The sequence below is a fragment of the Novosphingobium sp. SG754 genome, from assembly GCF_013149315.1.
Taxonomy (GTDB): domain Bacteria; phylum Pseudomonadota; class Alphaproteobacteria; order Sphingomonadales; family Sphingomonadaceae; genus Novosphingobium; species Novosphingobium capsulatum.
The window spans coordinates 159644-179965 of record NZ_JABGCC010000004.1; the positions used below are offsets into that span (position 1 = coordinate 159644).

Genomic DNA, 20322 nt, shown 5'->3' on the forward strand with positions numbered 1-20322 from the left:
TGGAAACCAGCCTGGCCACGTTCAGCCGCGATGGGCAACGCTGTGGGAGGGGAACCCTTGGACGATCAACGATAATAGTCTTGCAGTGACTTCACTTCAAGTTCGGCACTGCGCAAAGCCTCGATCGCCTCTGCCGCGGCCACCGATGCGGTCGCCGTGGTGAAGTAGGGAACCCTGCCATTGAGCGCCGACGCACGGATCGAAGCGGAGTCCTTGTGGCTTTGCCAGCCTTCGGTCGTGTTGAAAATAAGGGCAATCTCGCCATCGATGATGCGATCGACGATGTGCGGGCGGCCTTCAGCCACCTTGTTGACCTGTTCCACGTTCACGCCGTTGTCGGCCAGGTAGCGGGCAGTGCCGCCAGTGGCGACAATCTTGAAGCCCATCGCTGCCAGTTTGCGCACGCCCGGCAGGACCACCGGCTTGTCGGTATCCTTGACCGAGACGAACAGCGTGCCGCCCTGCGGCAGGCGGGTGCTGGCACCCAGCTGCGCCTTGGCGAAAGCCATGCCAAAATTGTCGTCGATACCCATGACTTCGCCGGTCGACTTCATTTCCGGCGAGAGCACCGGATCGACGCCGGGGAAGCGTGCAAACGGGAACACCGCTTCCTTCACCGCCATGTAATCGATGTCGCGACGGATTTCGGGCAGATCGGCCAAGCGTTCGCCGGCCATCACGCGGGCGGCATACTTGGCGATTGGCTGGCCCACGGCCTTGGCCACGAACGGCACGGTGCGGCTGGCGCGCGGGTTCACCTCGATCAGGTAAACGTCGCCATCCTTGACCGCGAACTGGATGTTCATCAGGCCCCGCACTTGCAGCGCCTGGGCCAGCAGAACCGCCTGCCGCTCCATTTCGGCAACGATTTCGGCCGGCAGGTTATAGGGCGGCAGGGTGCAGGCGCTGTCACCCGAATGGATGCCGGCTTCCTCGATGTGCTGCAGCACACCGGCCACGCGCACGGTTTCGCCATCGGCCAGCGCATCGACATCGCATTCGATCGCATCGCGCAGATACTGGTCGATCAGGACCGGGCTATCGCCCGAAACCTGCACCGCCGTGGCGATGTAGTCTTCCAACTGGGCCTGGCTGTCGACGATTTCCATGGCGCGGCCGCCCAGCACATAGCTGGGGCGGATCAGCACGGGATAGCCGATGCGGCTGGCCACAGCGATGGCTTCGTCGCGGCTGCGGGCGATGCCATTGGCCGGCTGCTTGAGGCCCAACTGCTCGACCAGCGCGGCAAAGCGCTCGCGGTCTTCGGCCAGGTCGATCGCGTCGGGCGAGGTGCCCAGGATCGGGATGCCGGCGTCTTCCAGCGCCTGCGCCAGCTTGAGCGGGGTCTGCCCGCCAAACTGCACGATCACGCCGACCAGTTCCCCGGTGGAGCGCTCGACATCAAGGATTTCCAGCACGTCTTCGGCCGTCAGCGGCTCGAAATAGAGGCGGTCCGAGGTGTCATAGTCGGTGGAAACGGTTTCCGGGTTGCAGTTGACCATGATGGTCTCGAACCCGGCGTCTTCCAGCGCGAAGCAGGCGTGGCAGCAGCAATAGTCGAACTCGATGCCCTGGCCGATGCGGTTGGGGCCGCCACCCAGGATCACGATCTTGCGGCGATCGCTGGGCATGGCTTCGTTTTCGGGCTCACCGAACAGGCCACCTTCATAGGTGGAATACATGTAGGGCGTGACCGCCTCGAATTCGGCGGCGCAGCTGTCGATGCGCTTGAACACCGGGCGCACGCCCAGCTTGTGGCGCAGCTTGCGCACTTCGGCCTCGCTGGTGGCGCCAGCCATGGCCGAAACCACATCGTGCACCAGGCCCGAACGCGCATGGTTGGGGCTGCCGACCAGGCCCGCCGAGCGCACCGCCAGCTTGGCCAAGCGCTTGTCGGAAAAGCCCATGCCCTTCAGGCGGCGCATGCCTTCGGCGGTCACGGGCAGGCCGTGCTGGATCACCGCCTCTTCCTCGGCGATGATTTCGGCGATGTGGCGCAGGAACCAGGGTTCGTACTTGGTCACGGCGTGGACGTCTTCGACGCTGAAGCCTTCGCGGAAGGCCTGGCCGGCCACGAGCAGGCGCTCGGGCGTGGCGCGGCTGAGCGCGGCGTTGATCTCGTCGCGCGTGGCGCCTTCGAGCGCATCATAGCGGTTGAAGCCATCGAGGCCGGTTTCCAGGCCGCGCAGCGCCTTCTGCAGCGATTCCTTGAGGTTGCGGCCGATCGCCATGACTTCGCCGACCGACTTCATCGCCGTCGACAGCAGCGGTTCGGAACCCTTGAACTTTTCAAAGGCAAAGCGCGGGATCTTGGTGACGACATAGTCGATCGTCGGTTCAAAGCTCGCCGGCGTGGCGCCGGTGATGTCGTTGGTGATCTCGTCGAGGGTATAGCCCACCGCCAGCTTGGCCGCGACCTTGGCGATCGGGAAGCCGGTGGCCTTCGACGCCAGCGCCGAGGAGCGCGAGACGCGCGGGTTCATCTCGATCACGATCAGGCGCCCGTCCTTGGGGTTGACCGCGAACTGCACGTTGGAACCGCCGGTTTCCACCCCAATTTCGCGAAGCACCGCGATCGATGCATTGCGCATGATCTGGTATTCCTTGTCGGTCAGCGTCAGCGCCGGGGCCACGGTGATGGAGTCGCCGGTGTGCACGCCCATCGGATCGACGTTCTCGATCGAGCAGATGATGATGCAATTGTCGTTCCGGTCACGGACGACTTCCATCTCGTATTCTTTCCAGCCGAGGAGCGATTCCTCGATCAGGACTTCGGTGGTGGGCGACGCTTCCAGGCCGCCACGGACGATCTTGATGAACTCGTCCTTGTTGTAGGCAATGCCGCCGCCGGTGCCGCCCAGGGTAAAGCTGGGGCGGATGATCGAAGGCAGGCCAGTGGTTTCGAGCACGGCGAGTGCTTCTTCCACGGTGTGGGCCACGCCCGACCGGGCCGATTCCAGCCCGATCTTGTCCATCGCGTCGCGGAACTTCTGGCGGTCTTCGGCCTTGTCGATCGCCTCGGCGTTGGCGCCGATCATCGTCACGCCATACTTTTCCAGCGTGCCGTCATTGGCCAGGGCCAGCGCGGTGTTGAGCGCGGTCTGCCCGCCCATCGTCGGCAGCACGGCATCGGGCCGTTCCTTGGCGATGATCTTGGCCACCACTTCGGGCGTGATCGGCTCCACATAGGTGGCGTCGGCCATTTCCGGGTCGGTCATGATCGTGGCCGGGTTGGAATTGACCAGGATGATGCGATAGCCCTCTTCCTTGAGCGCCTTGACCGCCTGCGTGCCCGAATAGTCGAACTCGCAAGCCTGGCCGATGATGATCGGCCCGGCGCCGATGATCAGGATCGAGGAGATGTCAGTGCGCTTGGGCATGGGTGGGCCTTTGTCTTTGTTCTGGCGTCAGCCGTGCCGGGCACGGCGAATGGGTTCGGAAACGATGGCTGGGCGGTTAACCCAGCATGCTCACGAACTTTTCAAACAGATAGAAGCTGTCCTGTGGGCCGGGTGAGGCTTCGGGGTGGTATTGCACGCCGAACGCCTTCTTGCCGGTGATGGCGATCCCGCAGTTGGAACCGTCGAACAGCGAGACGTGGGTTTCGATCACGTTGGCAGGCAGCGAACCCGGCGCATTGTCCACGGCAAAGCCATGGTTCATCGAGGTGATTTCCACCACGCCGTCTTCGTTGCGCTTGACCGGATGATTGGCGCCGCGATGGCCCTGGTTCATCTTGGTGGTCTTGGCGCCGGCCGCCAGGCCGAGCATCTGGTGCCCGAGGCAAATGCCGAAGATCGGCACGTCGGCCGCGAGCAGCTGCTGGATCACCGGCACGGCATAGGCCCCGGTTGCGGCCGGGTCACCCGGACCGTTGGACAGGAACACGCCGGCCGGCTTGAGCGCCATGATATCGTCCAACCCGGTCTGCGCCGGCACCACGGTAACGTCCGCCCCGGCCTTGACCAGGTTGCGGAAGATGTTGTCCTTGGCGCCGAAATCCATGGCGACGACGTGCGGGCGGCCAGTGCCTTCGGGGCGGGTATAGCCCTGCCCCAAGTGCCAGACCGAACCCTGCCATTCTTCGCGGGCCTCGCGGCTGACCACGCGGGCGAGGTCAAGGCCTTCCAGCCCCTGCCAGGCGCGCGCCTTTTCCAACAGGGCTTCCAGGTCGAACTGGCCTTCGGGATTGTGGGCGATTACCGCGTTGGGCGCGCCGCTCACGCGGATGCGGCGGGTCAATGCGCGGGTATCGATGCCGGCCAGGCCAATGCGGCCCTGGCGCTCCATCCACTGCTGGAACGTGCCCTGGGCGCGGAAGTTGGCCGGCGCGGTCACGTCTTCGCGCACCACGCAGCCCACGGCACCGGGCACACCATGACTTTCCATGTCTTCGGCATTGGTGCCGACATTGCCGATGTGCGGGAAGGTGAACGTGACGATCTGCGATGCATAGCTCGGATCGGTCATCACTTCCTGGTAGCCGGTCATCGCGGTGTTGAAGCACACCTCGCCAACGGCTTCACCCACGGCGCCAAAGCCTCGGCCCCAGGCGACCGAACCGTCGGCAAGGACGAGAACACCCGTCGATCCTTCTGGTTGGGACGCAAGCGAAAGGGCGGGGTCGGCCATTATGGGGGCGCTCCGTTGGCAGGGGTTCTGGCGATGTTGCTAAGGCCCGGCCGCTACGCTCCTATGGCCGCAGCGTCAACCTAGCGGTTCAAGAAAGTTTGTCCTAGGAGGAATCCTTTGCGCCGCCCTGCGCGGCCCGAACACCCACAGGAAAAACACGACATGATCCGCGACACGATCAAGGCCGCGCAAGTGGCTGCCATGAAAGCCGGAGACAAGGGACGCCTTGCCGCCGTCCGCCTGATCCTGGCCAAGCTCAAGGACAAGGACATCGAACTGCGCACCGCAAAGACGGTGCCGGACGACGATGCCGTGGTGATCGACGTGCTGCAAAAGATGGTCAAGCAGCGCCGCGAATCGATCACCCTGTTCGAGCAGGGCGGCCGCCAGGAACTGGCCGACGTGGAAAAGGCCGAACTGGTCGTGATCGAGGAATTCCTGCCCGCGCAGCTTTCCGAAGACGACGTCAAGGCCGCGATCGAAGGCATCAAGGCCGAACTTGGGGCCACCGGCATGAAGGACATGGGCCGCGTCGTGGCCGAACTGAAAGCGCGCCACGGCACGCAGATCGACATGAGCAAGGCCAGCGGCCTGGTGAAGGCGGCGCTTTCGTAAGCAACATGCCCTCCCCTAACCACTCCCACCGGCGGGAGGGGGATTTTGGTGTCAGGCCTTCGCCGCCCGCTGGAGGGACTTCTTTTTAGCTCCCCTCCCGCTTGCGGGAGGGGCTGGGGGAGGGCATGTTCCCCCGATGGACCAAGCTTGGCAGCGCGCGAACGACAAGGGTGACCAGCGCCCTACCGCCCGCGCCCGCCACTTGCGCAACAATGCCACCGAACCGGAACGCCACCTGTGGCAGGCCTTGCGCAGCCGCCAAGTGCTGGGCGTGCGGTTCAATCGGCAATTCCCCATCGGGCCGTACATCTGCGACTTCATTTCGCGGGAATATCGGCTGGTCATCGAAATCGACGGCGCCACGCATGCGGCGGCGCAGGCCTATGATGCCCGGCGAACAGCGTTTCTGGAGAGCCAGGGTTTCTCCGTCGCCCGCTTCTGGAACGGCGACGTGATGAACAACCGTGATGGGATTATCTTGGAATTGATCCGTGTTTTGAAGGAATTGGGAGCGAAGGGTGAGCTTTGACGCAACACGCCCTCCCCCAGCCCCTCCCGCAGGCGGGAGGGGAGCTTGAGCCTGACCCCGCAATGGCTGGATGAACTGCGCAATCGCGTCTCGCTTTCGGGCGTGATCGGGCGGTCGATCCGCGTGCAGAAGGCCGGGCGCGAGTTCAAGGCGTGCTGCCCGTTTCACAACGAGAAGACGCCCAGCTTCACGATCAACGACGAAAAGGGCTTCTACCACTGCTTTGGCTGCGGCGCGCATGGCGATGTCATCCGCTGGATGACCGATCACCAGGGCCTGCCGTTCATCGAGGCAGTCAAGGAACTGGCGGCACAGGCGGGCATGGACATGCCCGAGATGGACCGCCAGGCCGCCCAGCGCGCGCAGGCGGCCAAGTCGCTGCACGATGTGATGCAAGCGGCGCAGGACTTTTTCGTGGCCAGCCTGAAAGCGCCAGAAGCCGAGCGGGCGCGGGCCTACCTCGCCTCGCGCGGGTTTCCCGAGCGCATCGCGCGTGAATTCGGCTTTGGCTATGCCCCCGATAGCCGCACTGCGCTGAAAGAGGCCCTGGGCCAGTTTCCCGAAAGCATGCTGATCGAGGCTGGCCTGCAGATCGTGGTCGAAGGCAAGACGCCCTATGATCGCTTTCGCGGGCGGCTGATGCTGCCGATCGCCGACCAGCGGGGACGGATCATCGCTTTTGGCGGACGCATCCTCGCGGCCGAAAAGACCGACGCCCCCAAGTATCTCAATTCGCCCGATACGCCGTTGTTCGACAAGGGCCGCACGCTCTACAACCTGCACCGCGCTGCACCGGCCGCGCGATCGTCGGCCCGGATCGTGGTGGTCGAAGGCTATATGGACGTGGTCGCCCTGGCCGCCGCCGGCATTGCCGAAGCCGTCGCCCCACTGGGCACCGCGCTGACCGAGCACCAGATAGAGCGGCTGTGGCGCGTGACCGAATGCCCGACGCTGTGTTTCGATGGCGATGCCGCCGGGCAGCGCGCGGCGATGAAGGCGGTGACGCGCGCCCTGCCCCTGCTGCGCCCTGGGCACAGCCTGCGCATCGTCACGCTGCCCGATGGCATGGACCCCGATGACGTGGTCAAGAAACGCGGGCGCGAGGCGATGCTCGATCTGCTCGGCACCGCGCGCAGCTTGGTCGATGTGCTGTGGGAAGGCGAGCGTGACGCCTCGCCGCTGACCACGCCGGAGGACAAGGCCGGGCTCAAGGCGCGCCTGCTGGCCCATTGCGACACGATCGCCCACCCCGATATCAAGACGCTCTACCGCCGTGAACTGCTGGATCGCTTTGGCGAACTGGCCTTTGCCCGGCGCGAGCGCCCTGCCTTCACCCCGCGCCAGGGTGGCACGTTCCAGCCGCGCCAGGGACGCGGGCCGTGGAAGCCGGCACCCCCGCCCCTGCCCGCCGCCACGGCCAGCCGCCTCTCGGCCAAGGTCGGTTCCGGTGACGCGCTGCTGGCGGCGGTTCTGGCCGGGCTGGTGGTGCATCCTGCCGCGCTGGCCCGCCATGGCGAGGCGCTGGCGCGCGTCCACCCCGCGCAGGCCGGCATGGCCGCGCTGCTCGATGCGCTGCTGGCCTTTGCCGAATCGGGCGCGCCGCTTGAAAGCACGGCCTTGCGCCCCATATTGCTGGAGCGGCAGCTAGAGGTGCCGTCGGCAGACGATTACGATGGCCTGCGATTCGGCTTTCTTTCGGAAACGAGCGCCACCGCGCTTGACGAACTGGCCGAAGCGATCGAGCTGATTGTCGATCTTCCGGCGGTCGAATCGGCGCTGGCGCGAGCGACAGAGCGCCTGGAAAATGACTTTTCCGAGGATAGCTTTGCCGAACAACAACGATTGCTGCAACGAAGGCTGGCTTTGCTGGCCAGGTTGGGGCAAATGGGTCGCACTCGTGCATCGTTATAATAGGAACATATGGATCGCCCGAGACCGGATGCGATCCTTGCCTGGGCACCGATGGGGCCCAATGCGGCACGACGTCAAAGGGTGGTATCGGGGTTAATGGCTTCCAACGACAAGACCGATAGCGGCGATGCACCGCTGATCGACCTTAACGAGGCTTCGATCAAGAAGCTGATCGCGCGCGCCAAGCGTCGCGGCGTCATCACGTATGACGAGCTGAACGAAGCTTTGCCGCAAGACCAGATGTCCTCCGAGCAGATCGAGGACATCATGGCCGCGATCTCGGAAATGGGCGTCAACATCGTCGAGAGCGACGAGGACGCGGTCGATCCCGAAGAGCGCGAGGCTGAGGAAGCCGAAGACAACGACACCGGGATGGACGACCGCCCGGTAGTTGAAAAGCGCAAGGAAACCATCGAACGCACCGACGATCCGGTGCGCATGTACCTGCGCGAAATGGGCGCCGTGGAACTGCTCAGCCGCGAGGGCGAAATCGCCATCGCCAAGCGCATCGAAGCCGGCCGCGACACCATGATCATGGGCCTGTGCGAAAGCCCGATTACCTTCCACGCCATTATTCAGTGGTCCGAAGCGCTCAACGCGGGCGAAATGCAGCTGCGCGAGATTCTCGATCTCGATGCCATGCTGTCCAAGGAACCGCAGCCCGAGAACCTGTCCGAAGACGGCGAGGAAGCCGACGGCGAAATCAGCGAGGCCACCGCTGGCCCTTCCTTCAAGGAAGAGGAAGACGTCGAGGAAGAGGAAACCGAGGACGAGGACGACGAGCTGCGCGAGCGCCGCGCCCGTCCGGCGGAAGAGGAAGAGGAAGACAACACCCTTTCCCTCGCGCAGATGGAAGCCACGCTCAAGCCTGCCGCGCTGGAGCGTTTTGCCGAAATCACCAGCCTGTTCCGCGCCTTTGAAAAGCTCCAGGGCGAGCGTCTTGACGCGCTGGGCCTGGGCCTGCCGTTCTCGGCCGCCAAGGAAACCGAATATCACAAGCTGCGCGAGGAACTGACCGCGCAGGTGGAAAGCGTGCAGTTCCACGCTTCCAAGATCGAATACCTGGTCGACAACCTCTATGCGTTCAACCGCCGGCTGACCACGCTGGGCGGGCAGATGCTGCGCCTGGCCGAGCGCCACAAGGTGAGCCGCAAGGACTTCCTCGACCATTACGTCGGGCGCGAGCTGGACGAAGGCTGGTTGCAGTCGCTCGCCACGCGCGACAAGAAATGGGCGGCCTTTGCCGCCACCGAAGCGGGCGCGGTCGAACGCATCCGCGCCGAAGTGGCCGACATTGCCTCGGCCACCGGCATGCAGCTGGCCGAGTTCCGCCGCATCGTGAACATGGTCCAGAAGGGTGAGCGCGAGGCGCGCATCGCCAAGAAGGAAATGGTCGAAGCGAACCTGCGCCTCGTGATCTCGATCGCCAAGAAGTACACCAACCGCGGCCTGCAGTTCCTGGACCTCATCCAGGAAGGCAACATCGGCCTGATGAAGGCGGTGGACAAGTTCGAGTACCGCCGCGGCTACAAGTTCAGCACCTATGCCACCTGGTGGATCCGCCAGGCGATCACGCGCTCGATCGCCGACCAGGCGCGCACCATCCGCATTCCGGTGCACATGATCGAGACGATCAACAAGCTGGTGCGCACCAGCCGCCAGTTCCTGCACGAGCAGGGCCGCGAGCCCACGCCCGAGGAAATGGCCGAGCGTCTCTCGATGCCGCTCGAAAAGGTGCGCAAGGTGATGAAGATCGCCAAGGAGCCGATCAGCCTCGAAACGCCGATCGGCGACGAGGAAGATTCGCACCTGGGCGATTTCATCGAGGACAAGAACGCGATCATTCCGGTGGATGCGGCCATCCAGGCCAATCTCAAGGAAACCGTCACCCGCGTTCTGGCCAGCCTGACCCCGCGCGAGGAACGCGTGCTGCGCATGCGGTTCGGCATCGGTATGAACACCGATCACACGCTGGAAGAAGTTGGCCAGCAGTTCTCGGTGACGCGCGAACGCATTCGTCAGATCGAAGCCAAGGCGCTGCGCAAGCTCAAGCACCCGAGCCGCAGCCGCAAGATGCGCTCGTTCCTCGATCAGTAAGCCCTGCGGCACTGCCGCAAGCGCGCTACGCCAAAGAGGCGCCCGGCCCAGGCCTGGCGCCTCTTTTCGTGTGCAGGGTATGTGTTGCAATGCGGCATCAGTATCAACTGAAACCGACACACCCTTGCATTAGTCTGACACAGGCTTGACACAAAACGCTAATAGCCCGGCCGGATCACACAACAGCGGCAAAGACCGCGTCCTTTCCGTCAGGGGAAATTCCATGCGTACCACCCGTTTCGCTTCCGCCATGCTGGCGGGGGCCGCCTTTGCGGCCATCGCACCTGCCGCCTTTGCCCAGGATGCTGCACCCGCTGCGCCGGCCGCCGCCGCTGCTGACGATGCCGGCAACGCCATCGTCGTGACAGCAGAGCGCCGCCAGGAAAACATCATGTCGGTGCCGGTGTCGGTGGCCGTGATGAAGCCCGAACTGCTGCACAACCTGCAGGCCGCCGGCGCTGACACGCTGCTCTCGCTCGCTGGCCGCGTGCCCAGCCTCAACGTCGAATCGACCACGGGCCGCATCTTCCCGCGCTTCTACATCCGCGGCCTTGGCAACATCGACTTCTACCTCGGCGCTTCGCAGCCGGTGTCGGTGATCCAGGACGACGTGGTGATGGAGCACGTTGTGCTCAAGTCCAACCCGGCGTTCGATATCGCCCAGGTGGAAGTGCTGCGCGGCCCGCAGGGTTCGCTGTTCGGCCGCAACACCACGGCCGGTATCGTCAAGTTCGACACCGCCCAGCCCACCGCAACCTGGGCCGGCCAGGCCAGCGCCAGCTGGGGCAGCCGCAACAGCGTGAACATCGACGCCGGCGTCGGTGGTCCGCTGACTTCTGACGGCCGCGTCAGCTTCCGCCTGTCGGGCCTGTACCAGCACCGCGACAACTGGATCAACAACACCTACACCGGCGTCAGCGACGACGGCACCAAGCCCGGCAACAACGTCATGGGCGGCTTCAACGAGCGCGACGTGCGCTTGCAACTGCTCGCCCAGCCGACCGAAACCCTGTCGCTGCGCCTCTCGGGCCACTATCGCGATTACGACGGCAGCGCCTCGATCTTCTACCGTGGTTCGATCCAGAAGGGCACTCACACCGTGCCGCAGAATCTGGACCTGACCAACGTGGCCTATGACGAAGGCGGCAACAACCCGCAGGCCTACAAGACCAAGGGCGTCTCGCTCAAGGCCGTGCAGGACATCGGCAGTATGACGCTGACCTCGATCACGGCCTATGAAGCCTCGCACGGTTCGAGCCGGGGTGACACCGACGGCGGCGCGGCGTCCAACTTCGGCGGCGCCGGCTTTGGCGAATCGCGCGGCGTGCTGCGCAGCCTCAACCAGTGGAGCCAGGAAGTGCGCCTGGCGAGCCCCGACGCGGCCCGTTTCAAGTGGCAGCTGGGCGGCATCTACTTCGACTCGCGCGATTACACCGAGTTCGACCAGCGCGCGTATTTCCTGAACGCTGGCGCGCCGGGTGCCAATCCCAACAACTGGGTGCTGCTGCATAACGTCAACACCAGCTGGGCGGTGTTTGGCCAAGCCAGCTATGACCTGACCGAAAAGCTGCGCTTCACCGCTGGCGCGCGTCTGTCCAACGACACCAAGACCACCACCTTGCTCAAGACGGCCGACACGGCCGCCGGCGTGGTGACCTTCCCGGCCACGGCACCGCGCAACGTGCGCCTGTCGGACACGCAGCCGAGCTTTGACGCCAGCCTGCTCTATCGCGCCAATTCCGACCTGTCGTTCTTTGCCCGCGTGGCGCGCGGCTTCCGTGGCCCGACCATCCAGGGTCGCTCGGCCGTGTTCAATTCGCCGTTCACCACGGCCAATTCGGAAAAGAACACCTCGTGGGAAGCCGGCATCAAGAGCGCCTGGCTGGATAACGCGCTGACGTTCAACCTCACCGGGTTCTACTACACCGTCACCGACATCCAGTTGAACGGCAACGACAGCAATGGCAGCGGCGTGCTGTTCAATGCCGACAAGGCCGTGGGCTATGGCGCCGAAGCGGAAGTGGGCCTGCGTCCGTCGAAGAACCTGCGCTTCGACATCGGCGTGAGCGTGCTGCACACCGAGGTTAAGGACCCCAACGTGTTTGCCCAGGCCGGTTCGGCTGGTGGCGTCCTGTCGGAAACCGTACTCAACCCGGTCAACAAGGTCGGCGCGAACTACTTTGCGCAGATCAACGGCAATTCGCTGCCCAACGCACCGCGCTTCAACCTCAACCTGTCGGGTCGCTACGACCTGCCGCTGAACGACGACTTCAAGGCGTTCGTCGGCGCAGACTTCAACCTGCAGGGCTATACCATGTACGTGCCCTACAAGACGGTGGAATACACCTCTGACGGCAACTACGAGCTGGGCGCCAAGGCCGGCTTCGCGTTTGGTCGCTACGAGTTGGCGGTGTTCGCCCGCAACCTGACGAACAAGCGCAACCTGGTCGGCGTGATCGACACCTCCAACTATCGCGCCGGGATCTACAACGATCCGCGCACGATCGGTGTCTCGTTCAGCGGTTCGTTCCGCTGATCGCATCGCACAGCATAACAATCGGGACGGGGTGGCAGCGATGCCGCCCCGTTTCGTGTTATGGCAGCCCGAATAAATCCTTTTGACACTGGGCTTTCCGCCCTTGACCGGCCCGCAACAAGGCGCAACGAACAGAACCGCGACACCGGCTTTCGCCCGGCTTGTCCTCCGGGAGTTTCCGCCAATGTTGCCTGCCCGCCAAACCGTTGCCCTTGCCGCCCTGGCCCTCGCCCCACTGGCCAGCGCCGTGGCCCTGCCCGCTGCCGCGCAGGCGCAGACGGCACCGCCCCCGGCGGCACGCCCGCTCGATCCTGCCGATCTGCAAGTGGCCAGCCAGATCATCGCGGTTATCCTGCCGCCCGAACAGCGGGTGGCAATTGTCGAGCGCGTCACCAAGACGATGATGGGCGCCATGCAGGGCAACATGGCCGGCATCATGGGCGTGGACGATCCCGGCTTGCAGCAGATCTTCGCGCGCATGTTCGAAACGATGCCCGCCGCGATGCGCCCGGCGATGGAGCGCCGCATGCCCGAACTCGTTGATGCCATGACCCGCGCCTATGTCCGCCATTTCTCGCACGAAGACCTTCGCGCCATTCTGGCCTTCGCCCAGACGCCGGCAGGTAGCCACTATCTCTCGCGCTCGGCCGACCTGATGCAGGATCCTGACGTGGTTACCGTGATGACCGCGATGAACCGCGACGGGATGGAAGTGGGCATGGGCATGGCCAAGAATCTCAAGGCAGAGCTGACCACCTACCTGACCCAGCACCCCGACGTGGCCAAGAAGATCGCCGCTGCCCACGCCGGGCAATGAGAGGCGGCGGGTGGGCTGCCGCGCCGGGCTGCCCACCCATCTGGGCAAAGGGTGCATCATAAGGCCAATTAATCTGGCGTAGCGCGCGCAATGGGTTTAGGGGGACGCCAGAACCCCCACCATAGGCAACCGGAACCGCTATAACCCATGCGCATTGCCATTGCTTCCGATCACGCCGCGCTGGCGCTCAAGGCCGATCTTGTCCAGTGGCTGGGCGATCTGGGCCACGATGTGGCCGACCTTGGCCCCTATAACGGCGACAGCGTCGACTATCCCGATTACGGGTACAAGCTGGCCAGCGCCATGGCCGCCGGCGAAGCCGAACGCGGCATCGCGCTGTGCGGTTCGGGCATCGGTATTTCCATCGCCGTCAACCGCAACCCGGCGGTGCGCTGCGCCCTGGTGGGCGAGCCGTTTTCGGCCAAGCTTTCGCGTGAGCACAACGATGCCAACGTTCTGGCCATGGGCGCTCGGCTGACCGGGCTCGACATGGCCAAGGCGTGTGTCGAGGCGTTCCTCGCCACGCCCTTTGCCGGCGACCGCCACGTGCGCCGCGTTACCAAGCTTTCCAATCCAGCCCTCTGATCCAGGAGCCACACCCGATGTCCACCGCTGCCACCGCATCGCCGGAAGTCCGCACGGCAGGCTTCTTCACCGAGCATCTCGCCTCGGCCGATCCCGAAATCTTCGCCGCCATCCAGGGTGAACTCAAGCGTCAGCAGACCAAGATCGAGCTGATCGCCTCGGAAAACATCACCAGCCTGGCCGTGCTTGAAGCGACCGGCTCGGTGCTGACCAACAAGTATGCCGAAGGCTATCCGGGCAAGCGCTATTATGGCGGCTGCGAATATGCCGACGTGGTGGAAAACCTGGCGATCGAACGCGCCAAGCAGCTGTTTGGCTGCAATTTCGCCAATGTGCAGCCCAATTCCGGCAGCCAGATGAACCAGGCCGTGTTCCTGGCGCTGCTGCAGCCGGGCGACAGCTTCATGGGCCTCGATCTCAACTCGGGTGGCCATCTCACCCACGGCTCGCCGGTCAACATGAGCGGCAAGTGGTTCCACCCCATTCCCTATGGCGTGCGCGCCGATGATCACCAGATCGACATGGACGAAGTGGCCCGCCTGGCGCGCGAGCATAAGCCCAAGCTGATCATCGCGGGCGGCACCGCCTATTCGCGCACCTGGGACTGGCAGGCGTTCCGCGCCATTGCCGATGAAGTGGGCGCGTATCTGCTGGTCGACATGTCGCACATTTCCGGCCTGGTCGCCGGTGGCGCGCACCCCTCGCCGATCCCGCATGCCCATGTCGTGACCACCACCACGCACAAGAGCCTGCGCGGCCCGCGTTCGGGCGTGATCCTGACGAACGACGAGGCGCTGGCCAAGAAGTTCAACACCGCCGTGTTCCCCGGCCTGCAGGGTGGCCCGCTGGTCCACGTGATCGCGGCCAAGGCCGTGGCCTTTGCCGATGCGCTGCGCCCCGAATTCAAGGCCTATGCCCACCAGGTCGTGGCCAATGCAAAGGCGCTGGCGGAAAGCCTCAAGGATGCCGGGCTCGGCATCGTTTCGGGCGGCACCGACAACCACCTCATGCTGGTGGACCTGTCAGCCAAGGACGTGACCGGCAAGGCCGCTGAAAAGGGCCTCGATCGCGCCTGGCTCACCTGCAACAAGAACGGCGTGCCGTTCGACAAGCGCTCGCCCTTCGTCACCTCGGGTATCCGCCTGGGTACGCCGGCCGGCACCACGCGCGGTTTCCGCGAGGCAGAGTTCCGCCAGATCGGCCAGCTGATCGCCCAAGTGGTCGATGGCATGGCCCGCAATGGCGAAGAGGGCGACGGCCAGGTGGAACAGCGCGTGCGCGACGCCGTGGCGGACCTCTGCGCGCAGTTCCCCATCTACCCGGAGCTTTGAGCGTTTGCGTTGCCCGTTCTGCGCCCATGACAACAGCCAGGTGAAGGACAGCCGGCCGACCGAGGACAACACCTCGATCCGCCGGCGGCGCCAATGCGAAAGCTGCGGCGCCCGCTTCACCACGTTCGAACGCGTGCAACTGCGCGAGGTTCTGGTGGTGAAGAACAAGGGCGATGGCAGCGAGCCGCGCCGCGAACCGTTCGATCGCACCAAGATCGAACAGTCCGTCGCGCTCGCCTGTCGCAAGCGCCCGGTCTCGCAGGAACGCCTCGACCAGCTGATCACCGGCATCCAGCGCCAGATCGAGACGATGGGGGATGGCGAGGTCGCCTCCAAGGTGATCGGCGAGATGGTCATGGATGCGCTGCGCCAGCTCGACAGCGTGGCCTATATCCGGTTTGCCAGCGTCTATCGCGATTTTTCCGAAGCCCGTGATTTCGAGGAATTTGCCTCTTCCATCCAGGAAGTGGCCAAGTAACCATGCCTGCACAGCCCGTTATCGTTCTCGTGCGCCCGCAGCTGGGCGAAAACATCGGCAAGGCCGCGCGCGCCATGCTCAATTTCGGCCTGGCCGAAATGCGCCTGGTATCCCCGCGCGATGGCTGGCCCAATCCCGCCGCCGGCCCGGCCGCCTCTGGCGCCGATGTGGTGCTCGAAAAGGCCCAGGTGTTCGATAGCCTGGCCGATGCCGTGGCCGATTGTGCGCATGTCTATGCCACCACTGTGCGCAAGCGCGGGGTGACCAAGCCGGTGGTGACGCCCGAGGAAGCGGCCCGCGCGATCGTGGTCGAAGAAGGCCGCAGCGCGCTGGTGTTCGGGCCAGAGCGTTCGGGCCTGGAAACCGATGACGTGGCCCTGGCGCGCACCATCCTGACCGTGCCGATCAACCCCGAATTCGGCTCGCTCAACCTGGCCCAGGCAGTGATCCTGTGCGCCTATGAGTGGTCGAAGCACCAGAACGCCGCCGGCGCCCTGGTGCAACCCACGGTCGAAGACATGCTGCCCCCTGCCCCGCAGGAAGACTTTGAAGGCATGTTTTCCCAGCTGTGCGGCCTGTTGGAACCGCGCGGCTATTTCATGCCCGAAGACCGCGCGGCGGCCACGCGCCGCACGCTGCGCACCATGCTGACCAAGCCGGGCTGGAATCATCTCGAAATCCGCACGCTGCGCGGGGTGCTGTCTGCCATGCGCCGCGCGCCAGGCAGCAAGCCCGGCACCGAGCCTCGCGGGGAATAAGCTTTTCCCTTGACTCTGCGGGCGTGTCCTGTTCTAGGCGCGCCTTCGCAATTGGCCCCACACGTCCGGTGAAGTGGTGGCCGCATCCCGACAATTGGCGGGATGGTGCGGTTCCGGGCATCAGCCGGGAGGGCATCGGCCTTCCCCAGACCAAACGCTAGTTGAAAGGAACGAACGCGTGTCGAAGCGCCATTCGTCCAAGTACAAGATTGACCGTCGCCTTGGTGAAAACCTGTGGGGCCGCCCCAAGAGCTCGGTGAACCGCCGCTCGTATGGCCCGGGCCAGCACGGCCAGCGCCGCAAGAGCAAGGTTTCCGACTTCGGCATCCAGCTGCGCGCCAAGCAGAAGCTCAAGGGCTACTACGGCGACGTGACCGAAAAGCAGTTCAAGCGCACCTATCAGGAAGCGTCGAACATGAAGGGCGATACCGGTCAGAACCTGATCGGCCTGCTCGAACAGCGCCTCGACATGGTCGTGTATCGCGCCAAGTTCGCCCCGACCATCTTTGCGGCTCGCCAGATCGTTTCGCACGGCCACATCAGCGTCAACGGCGTGAAGTGCAACATCGCCAGCCGCCGCGTGCGCCCCGGCGACGTGCTCACCCTGGGCACCAAGGCCAAGGAAATGGCCCTGATCGCCGAAGCGCAGGCTCTGCCGGAACGCGAAGTGCCTGACTACGTCGCCCAGGAAGGCGCCGACAAGGTCACCTTCGTGCGCGTGCCGACGCTCGACGAAGTGCCCTATCCGGTGAAGATGGAACCGAACCTGGTCGTCGAATTCTATTCGCGCTGATCGGTCGGTCCACACGGACAAGACAAACGGAAAAGGCGGGGTTTTCACCCCGCCTTTTTTGTTGCCCGCCAAACGCGGCCAAACCGTCTGCCCGATGCGCAGGTGCGCACCGGGCAGAACGCCGCGCGATCAGGCCTTCTTTTCGAAAGCCACGGTGATCTTGAGGCGCACTTCGTCGCTGACGAAGGGCACATACTTGCTCACACCGAAATCCGAACGCTTAAGCGTGCCGGTGGCGCCAAAGCCCACGGTGAAGGCCTTGCTCATCGGGTTGGAGCCAGCGCCGCCAAACGTGGCGTCGAGCGTGACGGGCTTGGTCACGCCGTGCATCGTCAGGTCACCCTCGATCCGCGCGGTGCGATCGCCGGTGGGAACCACCTTGTGCGAGACGAAGCGGATGGTGGGATACTTGGCAGCGTCGAACCAGTCGGCGCTCTTGAGTTCACCATCGAGCGTGGCGTTGGTGGTGGAGATTGCCGAAACCGGCAGCGCCACGTCCAGCGTGGTGGCACCCAGGTTGGCCGGGTTGAGCGTCATCGTGCCGGTGGCGCCGGGGATCACGCCGAAAAAGTCGTTGAAGCCAAAGTGGCTGACGGTGAATTCGGCCAGGGTGTGGTGGGTTTCCACCTGATAGGTGCCAGCCGGCACGGCCGAAGGCGCGGCAGTGGCCTGCGCGGCGACCAGCGCCGGCGCGGCCAGGGCAGGAACGGCAAGAGCCAGGGCCAGAGCGGCGAAAGTCTTGGTACGTGTCATGACAGGGATCGTCCTTGTTGCAATGATCAGCGGTGAAATGATCGGGCGCAAGATGGCGTTTCCACCATCAGATGATAATACGCCAAGCATGAGATTATCCTTTTACCCAGGGTGCGAAATCAGTGGCTGACCGCTTGACCGGAATCGAGGTGTTCGTCGAAGCGATGCGGCTGGGCGGCCTCTCTGCGGCCGCCCGCGCCCTGCACATGTCGCCGGCGATGGCGGCCAAGCACCTTTCCGCGCTGGAGGCGCGGCTGGGCACCACGCTGGTCCACCGTACCACGCGGCGCCTGTCGCTGACAGAGGCGGGCGCGGCTTACCTCGACAAGGCGGAACGCGTACTGGCCGACTTGCGCGAGGCCGAAGCAGAAGCAGCCGCGCAAAGCGTGGCGATCGAAGGGCTGCTGCGGGTGAGCGCCCCGATGTCGTTCGGCGTGCTGCACATCGCGCCCTTGGTCGCCGCCTTCAACCAGCGCTATCCCGGCATTACCGTGGAACTGGGGATGAGCGATCGCCAGGTCGATCTGGTGGAAGAACGCTGGGACATGGCCATCCGCATCGGCCGCCTGGTCGGCAGCAGCCTGGTGGCGCGCAAACTGGCCGACATGCATCTGGTGGTCTGCGCCTCCCCTGCCTACCTCGCCCAGCGCGGCACCCCCAGCCAGGTCAGCGATCTGGTGCAGCATGATTGCCTGGGCTTCACCCTGACCCGGTTTGGCCAGCACGTCTGGCGCTTTGGCCTGGATGGCACGATCCACCAGCCAGTGCGCGGCACCTTGCAGGCTGACAATGGCGACGTGCTGGTGGAAGCGTCGGCAGCAGGGCTTGGCCTGGTCTATGGTCCACGCTTCATCGCCGCGCGTGCCCTGCGCGAAGGGCGGCTGGTAGAGGTGGTGCTGGACCAGCCGCTGGCGGGGCTCGGCGCCGTCCATGCGATCACCCATCCCTCGCGCCGGCCGGCCGCCAAGACCCGCGCCTGGATCGAATTCCTCGCCGCCACGGTGCCCGCGATGGCCGCCGAATGGTAGACACAATAAAGCAATATTTTCAGCCGTTTCCCGCAACAAACGGATCGTCGCAAATTGCGCATGAACGCAGCAGAAAATGGGAACAGCATCGCGCCGCCAGCATTATCGCAGCATGCTGATGTATCGCTTCGTCACGCCGCACCGTTGCGGCAAATGGTATCCTGATCTGGAAACAGCCAAGGCCCAGGCCAGCGCCATCGGCGCCGGCTTTCTCGACACCCGGACCGGCGAATTCGCGCAATATCCCGGCACCCGGCTCGAAACCGAGGTGGTGATGACGCCGCAACCTCAGATCGCGGCCTGACTGCCCGACGGCTTACTCTCGGTTGAAATAGTCCCGGCGGAAATCGGCGGCGAACGCGGTAAAACGATCTTCGGCGATCGCCGCGCGCATGCCGGCCATCAGCTGCTGGTAGAACGACAGGTTGTGTTCGGTCAGCAGCATGGCGCCCAGCATTTCGCCAGCCTTGTGCAGGTGATGCAGGTAGGCGCGGCTGTATTTGGCGCAGACCGGGCAGGTGCAGCGCGGGTCGAGCGGGCCGGTATCTTCGGCGTGGCGGGCATTGCGCATGTTGATCGGCCCGTTCCAGGTAAAACCCTGCCCGTTGCGGCCCGAACGCGTGGGCAGCACGCAATCGAACATATCCACCCCGCGCTCCACCGCGCCGACCAGGTCATCGGGCTTGCCCACACCCATCAGATAGCGCGGACGATCGGCCGGCAATTGGGAAGGCGCAAAATCGAGCGTGGCGAACATCGCCTCCTGCCCCTCGCCCACGGCCAAGCCACCGATGGCATAACCGTCAAAGCCGATATCGCGCAGGGCATCGGCACTGGCCTGGCGCAGCCCTTCATCAAGCGCGCCTTGCTGGATGCCGAACAGGGCCGAACGCGCGGCATGCTCTTCCCCGCTGTCGAAACCGGCGCGGCTGCGGCGGGCCCAGCGCATCGACATTTCCATCGAGCGGGCGATCACGTCGCGCGGCTGATCGGCACGCGGGCATTCGTCGAATGCCATCACGATGTCCGACCCCAGCAGCCGCTGAATTTCCATCGAGCGTTCGGGCGAGAGCATGTGGCGCGAGCCATCAAGGTGGCTGGCGAACGTGACCCCTTCCTCGGTGATCTTGCGCAGGTCTGACAAGCTCATCACCTGATACCCGCCACTGTCGGTCAGGATCGGGCGATCCCAGCCCATGAACGCGTGGAGACCACCCAGCCGCGCCATGCGTTCGGCGCCGGGGCGCAGCATCAGGTGATAGGTGTTGCCCAGGATGATGTCGGCACCGGTGCGGCGCACATCTTCCACCTTCATTGCCTTGACCGTGGCCGCCGTGCCAACCGGCATGAATGCCGGCGTGCGGATCTCCCCCCGCTTCATCTGGATGGTGCCGGTGCGGGCCTTGCCACTGGTGGCGTGGATCTGGAACGAAAAGCGGGTCATCGGGTGCGGGCAATC

General features: G+C 64.6%; 17 protein-coding genes. 13 read left to right on the plus strand and 4 right to left on the minus strand.

Annotation, left to right across the window (positions count from 1 at the left end; translation table 11 throughout):
• Nucleotides 1–65: 65 nt before the first annotated feature.
• Together carB and carA are read right to left on the minus strand one after the other, a co-directional pair.
• Nucleotides 66–3380, minus strand: a complete 3315-nt coding sequence (gene carB / locus FHW97_RS11410) for a carbamoyl-phosphate synthase large subunit (protein WP_062782216.1) — start codon at nucleotides 3378–3380, stop codon at nucleotides 66–68.
• Between the two features lie 76 nt (nucleotides 3381–3456).
• A complete protein-coding gene (gene carA, locus FHW97_RS11415) occupies nucleotides 3457–4632 on the minus strand; it encodes a glutamine-hydrolyzing carbamoyl-phosphate synthase small subunit (RefSeq protein ID WP_171799033.1) in 1176 nt (391 codons plus the stop codon).
• Between the two features lie 162 nt (nucleotides 4633–4794).
• Here carA and FHW97_RS11420 point away from each other — a divergent pair, with 162 nt between their 5' ends.
• The 11 genes from FHW97_RS11420 (at nucleotide 4795) to rpsD (ending at nucleotide 17082) form a co-directional block, all read left to right on the plus strand.
• A complete protein-coding gene (locus FHW97_RS11420; protein ID WP_022677779.1) occupies nucleotides 4795–5247 on the plus strand; it encodes a GatB/YqeY domain-containing protein in 453 nt (150 codons plus the stop codon).
• A gap of 136 nt (nucleotides 5248–5383) precedes the next feature.
• Nucleotides 5384–5776, plus strand: a complete 393-nt coding sequence (locus FHW97_RS11425; RefSeq protein WP_169048057.1) for an endonuclease domain-containing protein — start codon at nucleotides 5384–5386, stop codon at nucleotides 5774–5776.
• 45 nt (nucleotides 5777–5821) lie between these two features.
• On the plus strand, nucleotides 5822–7687 hold the full coding sequence (gene dnaG, locus FHW97_RS11430) for a DNA primase (RefSeq protein WP_169048058.1): 1866 nt from the start codon (nucleotides 5822–5824) through the stop codon (nucleotides 7685–7687).
• Between the two features lie 96 nt (nucleotides 7688–7783).
• Nucleotides 7784–9784 carry an RNA polymerase sigma factor RpoD gene (rpoD, locus tag FHW97_RS11435; protein WP_022675588.1) on the plus strand — a complete coding sequence of 667 codons (2001 nt, stop codon included), beginning with the start codon at nucleotides 7784–7786 and terminating at the stop codon, nucleotides 9782–9784.
• A gap of 223 nt (nucleotides 9785–10007) precedes the next feature.
• Nucleotides 10008–12320: a TonB-dependent receptor gene (locus FHW97_RS11440; protein ID WP_171799034.1), complete on the plus strand. Its 2313-nt coding sequence runs from the start codon at nucleotides 10008–10010 to the stop codon at nucleotides 12318–12320.
• Nucleotides 12321–12504: 184 nt separating this feature from the next.
• Nucleotides 12505–13137: a DUF2059 domain-containing protein gene (locus tag FHW97_RS11445; RefSeq protein WP_062782202.1), complete on the plus strand. Its 633-nt coding sequence runs from the start codon at nucleotides 12505–12507 to the stop codon at nucleotides 13135–13137.
• A 147-nt stretch (nucleotides 13138–13284) separates the two neighbouring features.
• Nucleotides 13285–13722 carry a ribose 5-phosphate isomerase B gene (gene rpiB / locus FHW97_RS11450; RefSeq protein WP_171792484.1) on the plus strand — a complete coding sequence of 146 codons (438 nt, stop codon included), beginning with the start codon at nucleotides 13285–13287 and terminating at the stop codon, nucleotides 13720–13722.
• Nucleotides 13723–13739: 17 nt separating this feature from the next.
• The gene (glyA, locus tag FHW97_RS11455) at nucleotides 13740–15053 is read left to right on the plus strand and encodes a serine hydroxymethyltransferase (protein WP_062782200.1); all 1314 of its coding nucleotides are present in this window, start codon (nucleotides 13740–13742) and stop codon (nucleotides 15051–15053) included.
• A gap of 40 nt (nucleotides 15054–15093) precedes the next feature.
• On the plus strand, nucleotides 15094–15531 hold the full coding sequence (gene nrdR, locus FHW97_RS11460; RefSeq protein ID WP_370525398.1) for a transcriptional regulator NrdR: 438 nt from the start codon (nucleotides 15094–15096) through the stop codon (nucleotides 15529–15531).
• 2 nt (nucleotides 15532–15533) lie between these two features.
• On the plus strand, nucleotides 15534–16289 hold the full coding sequence (locus tag FHW97_RS11465; RefSeq protein ID WP_171799036.1) for an RNA methyltransferase: 756 nt from the start codon (nucleotides 15534–15536) through the stop codon (nucleotides 16287–16289).
• 178 nt (nucleotides 16290–16467) lie between these two features.
• Nucleotides 16468–17082, plus strand: a complete 615-nt coding sequence (gene rpsD / locus FHW97_RS11470) for a 30S ribosomal protein S4 (RefSeq protein ID WP_171799037.1) — start codon at nucleotides 16468–16470, stop codon at nucleotides 17080–17082.
• A gap of 129 nt (nucleotides 17083–17211) precedes the next feature.
• Here rpsD and FHW97_RS11475 read toward each other — a convergent pair whose 3' ends face one another.
• The gene (locus FHW97_RS11475) at nucleotides 17212–17835 is read right to left on the minus strand and encodes a YceI family protein (protein ID WP_054132241.1); all 624 of its coding nucleotides are present in this window, start codon (nucleotides 17833–17835) and stop codon (nucleotides 17212–17214) included.
• Between the two features lie 122 nt (nucleotides 17836–17957).
• Between FHW97_RS11475 and FHW97_RS11480 the strand changes: the two genes are divergently transcribed.
• A complete protein-coding gene (locus tag FHW97_RS11480; RefSeq protein ID WP_171799038.1) occupies nucleotides 17958–18863 on the plus strand; it encodes a LysR family transcriptional regulator in 906 nt (301 codons plus the stop codon).
• Nucleotides 18864–18939: 76 nt separating this feature from the next.
• On the plus strand, nucleotides 18940–19167 hold the full coding sequence (locus tag FHW97_RS11485) for a hypothetical protein (RefSeq protein ID WP_022675578.1): 228 nt from the start codon (nucleotides 18940–18942) through the stop codon (nucleotides 19165–19167).
• A 12-nt stretch (nucleotides 19168–19179) separates the two neighbouring features.
• On the opposite strand, the gene tgt is transcribed toward FHW97_RS11485, so the two are convergent.
• Nucleotides 19180–20307: a tRNA guanosine(34) transglycosylase Tgt gene (gene tgt, locus FHW97_RS11490; protein WP_022675577.1), complete on the minus strand. Its 1128-nt coding sequence runs from the start codon at nucleotides 20305–20307 to the stop codon at nucleotides 19180–19182.
• Nucleotides 20308–20322 lie beyond the last annotated feature (15 nt).